This is a genomic window from Oscillibacter sp. KLE 1728, from assembly GCF_934833455.1.
GTDB classification, from domain to species: Bacteria; Bacillota; Clostridia; order Oscillospirales; family Oscillospiraceae; genus Oscillibacter; species Oscillibacter welbionis.
On record NZ_CAKVVF010000066.1, the window covers coordinates 7,505 to 11,211 of the forward strand.

General features: G+C 60.6%; 4 protein-coding genes. All 4 read left to right on the top strand.

The genetic code is table 11. From position 1 onward, the window contains the following. Positions 1 to 907, top strand: a 907-nt coding sequence (locus tag QVE23_RS08235) for a TRAP transporter substrate-binding protein (protein WP_287967915.1), incomplete at its 5' end; no start/stop codon positions are given. A 34-nt stretch (positions 908 to 941) separates the two neighbouring features. Continuing rightward, on the top strand, positions 942 to 1,445 hold the full coding sequence (locus tag QVE23_RS08240; RefSeq protein WP_287967916.1) for a TRAP transporter small permease: 504 nt from the start codon (positions 942 to 944) through the stop codon (positions 1,443 to 1,445). Beyond that, positions 1,442 to 2,719 carry a TRAP transporter large permease gene (locus QVE23_RS08245; RefSeq protein WP_273482055.1) on the top strand — a complete coding sequence of 426 codons (1,278 nt, stop codon included), beginning with the start codon at positions 1,442 to 1,444 and terminating at the stop codon, positions 2,717 to 2,719. Before QVE23_RS08240 ends, QVE23_RS08245 begins: the two co-directional genes overlap by 4 nt. A 24-nt stretch (positions 2,720 to 2,743) precedes the next feature. After that, positions 2,744 to 3,637 carry an NAD(P)-dependent oxidoreductase gene (locus tag QVE23_RS08250; RefSeq protein WP_287967063.1) on the top strand — a complete coding sequence of 298 codons (894 nt, stop codon included), beginning with the start codon at positions 2,744 to 2,746 and terminating at the stop codon, positions 3,635 to 3,637. Positions 3,638 to 3,707 lie beyond the last annotated feature (70 nt).

Here is a 3,707-nt window from a genome sequence, read left to right on the forward strand (position 1 = left end):
CACCTGGCGCATGGCGCTGAACGGCAGTGCCCCCGGCGAGCTGGGCTATGATATGGCCACGTTCTTCAAGGAGAAGGTAGAGGAGCTCACATCCGGCCGCGTCTCCATTGAATTCTACGGCGGCAACAGCCTGGGTTCCACCACTGAGGTGCTGGAGGGCATGGCTGCCGGCGTAGCGGACATCACCTGCGAGTCCGTGGGCACGCTGGCTCCCTTCACAAATCTGGCAAATATCGACATCATGCCGTACATCTACAACGGTTACGACCACTTCCAGGCGGTCTGGGGCGGCGAGCTGGGCCAGGAGATTCTAGACACCGTGGGCAATGACTCCGGCTTCAAGCTGATGGGCGCCGGTTACCGTGGTGCCCGGATCGTGACCGCCACCAAGGAGATGAAGACCGTGGAGGACTTCGCCGGCTTCAAGCTCCGCAGCCCCAATCTGGAGGGCTACATCAAGGTTTGGGAGTGGATGGGCTCCGCCCCGACTCCCCTGGCTATGGGCGAGACCTACACGGCTTTGCAGCAGGGCACCGTGGATGGGCAGGAGAACTCCATCCTGGACTCCCAGAGCTATTCCTTCCAGGAGGTCTGCCCCTACTGGATTCTGACCAACCATGTATACAGCGCCAACACCATCATCATGGATAAGGCGTACTTTGAATCCCTGCCGGAGGACATCCAGTCCGCGCTGGAGGAGGCTGCCGTCTATGCCGGCGAGCAGATCGGTCAGGAGGTGCTGGAGCGGGAGGATGCCGCCAAGGAAGAGCTGACCGCGGAAGGCGTCACCTTTGTGGATGTGGACAACGCCGCCTTTACCGAGCATTTCAGCGGCTATGCGGAGGCCAACTTCCCCGATCTGGCCGACTGGTGCAACCAGATCCGTGCACTGGCCCCCAATGCCTGACAACCGCCACGAAGGACATAGCGAGGTGTCAAACATGCTGAAAGGATATTCCAAATTCCTAGATGTCCTGGAGAAGGTCGAGAAAGCGATCCTGGCTGTCACCGTAGGGATTATGGTCATCATCATCGCCTACCAGGTCATCATGCGGTACATCTTTGCCCACGCCAACTCCTGGAGCGAGGAGCTGGCCCGGTATCTGTTCATCTACGACGTGATGATCGGTGCAGCCATTGCCATCCGCCGCAACAGCCATCTGCAGATTGACATTCTCATCAATCTGATGAAGCCGAAGGTGCGGACCATCCTCACCATCATCGCCACTCTGGCCGGCATGGTGTTCATGGTATTCCTGCTGTCCTACTCCATCACCCTGGTGCAGACCGGCGCCCGCACCATGTCTGCGGGGCTTGGGATCCCCATGTCCATCCCCTATTCCTGTATGCCCGTCGGCATCGTGCTGATGCTCCTGACTTCCATTGAGGTCCTCTTCAAGAACATCTCTGCCCTGCGCGGGGCCGGAAAGGAGGCCCAGGTATGAACGCCGGCCTGTTAATCATCATTCTGCTGCTGGGTCTCGCCCTCCTGGGATTCCCCATCTACATCGCCCTGGGCATCGGCGCCCTGGCGGCCCTGAACCTGGCGGACCTGCCCCTGATTGTGCTGCCTCAGAGAATGTTCGCGGGCATGAACGGCAGCGCCCTGCTGGCCATCCCCTTCTTCATTCTGGCGGGCAATATCATGTCCCGCAGTATTACAGGAAAACTGATTGACATTTGTAATGCCATTATAGGACACATCAAGGGCAGCCTGTCCCTGGTGACCATTCTGGCCTCCGCCCTGTTCGGCGCTATCTCCGGCTCCGGCGTGGCCACCGCCTCCGCCATCGGCGGCATCACCATCCCCGCCATGAAGCGGGAGGGCTATCCCGCCCCCTTCGCCGTGGGCGTAGCGTCCATCTCCTCCATCCTGGGTCCCATCATTCCGCCCTCCATTGTGCTGATCGTGTACGCCAGCATCACCAATGTGTCCGTGGCGGAGCTGTTCCTGGGCTCCGTATTGCCGGGCATCATTCTGGCGGTGGCTCTGATTGCCTACGGCCTGTATTACGGCCACAAGCACAATCTGCCGGCCCATGAGAAGCCCAACCTGAGGAAGATCGGCGCCTCCGTGCGCAAGGGCATCTGGGCGCTGCTGATGCCCATCATCATCCTGGGCGGCATCTTCGGCGGCATCTTCACCCCCACCGAGGCCTCTGCCGTGGCAGTGGTGTACAGCCTAATCATCAGCCTCTTCGTATACAAGGACATGAGCTTCAAGGAGCTGCCCCAGGTGTTTGTGGAGGGCGCAGTTTCCACCGCCACCATCATGGTGATGGTGGGCCTGTCCTCCGCCTCCAGCTATGTAATCACCACCTCCGGCCTGCCCCAGCAGCTGGTCTCCTTCTTCAGCTCCATCACAAACAGCCCCGTCGTCATTCTGCTGCTGCTGAACATTCTGTTCCTGATCATCGGTATGCTGATGGAGGCCAATGCGGCTGTGGTGATGATGACCCCGATCCTGCTGCCGCTGTTGAATGCCTTCGGCATCGATCTGCTGCAGTTCGGCATCGTCATGAGCTTCAACCTCTGCATCGGCCTGGTGACGCCGCCGGTGGGCCTGTGTCTGCTGCTGTGCAACCAGACCGGCGAAACCCGGCTGTCTCACTCCCTGAAGGCCATGATGCCCATGCTGCTGATCTCCATTATCGTGTTGTTCCTCATCACCTATGTCTCGCCCCTCACCACCTTGCTTCCCAGCATCATGGCGGGCTGATTGCGAAGAAAGGAAGTCTTGGATATGCAAAAAATCGGATTTTTGGGAATGGGCGTCATGGGACTGCCTATGGCGAAAAACGTGGTGCAGAAGTGCGGGCTGCCCGTGCTGGGCTACGATGTGGTCCAGCAGCAGATGGACGCCTTCCGGGAGGCAGGCGGCATCCCCGTCAGTGACCCGGCAGAAATCTACAAGGCCTGCGACGTGATCCTCCAGATCCTGCCCACCCATCCCATCATCCGCAACAGCGTGGAGCAGGCCATCCAGTACGGCAAGCCCGGCAATGTGATTGTGGACCTGAGCTCCACCGCACCGGACATCATTCTGGAGCTGTACCAGCAGGCCAAGGACGCGGGGATGTTCCTGCTGGACTCCCCGGTCAGCGGCGGCAACCCCATGGCCATCGCCGGGACGCTGGCCATTATGACCGGCGGCGACAAGGAGGCCTTTGTCAAGGTAAAGCCGGTCCTGGCGTGCATGGGCAGTCCCGTTTACACCGGCGGTCCCGCCAGCGGCAGCGTCACCAAGCTGGTGAACAATATGATCGGCGGCGCCATCCTGGTGGCCATTGCGGAGGGCTATGCCTTCGCGGCCAAGGCGGGCATCGACCTGCAGACCACGTTCGAGGCCACCCGGGGCGGCTTTGCCGGCGGTCCCATGTACGACAACAAGGTGCCCAAGATCATCAAGCGGGACTACACCCCCGGCGCGCGGATCGCCGTCCACCGGAAGGACATCCTGAACGCCAAGCACTATGCCCACAAGCTGGACATCGACACGCCGCTGACAGATGTGGTCCTCCATGTGATGGACTGGATGAACGACAACGGCCACATCGACGAGGACCAGGCGGCGCTGGTCAAGTATTACGAGGACAAGATGGGCGTGAAGGTCGGCCGGGAGGAGACGGCAGACTGACGCTTGTCAGACGATCAATCTCAGAGTGCGGGGGGACCGGCTGCCTGTGCGGTCCCCGCGCCTGGCTGTA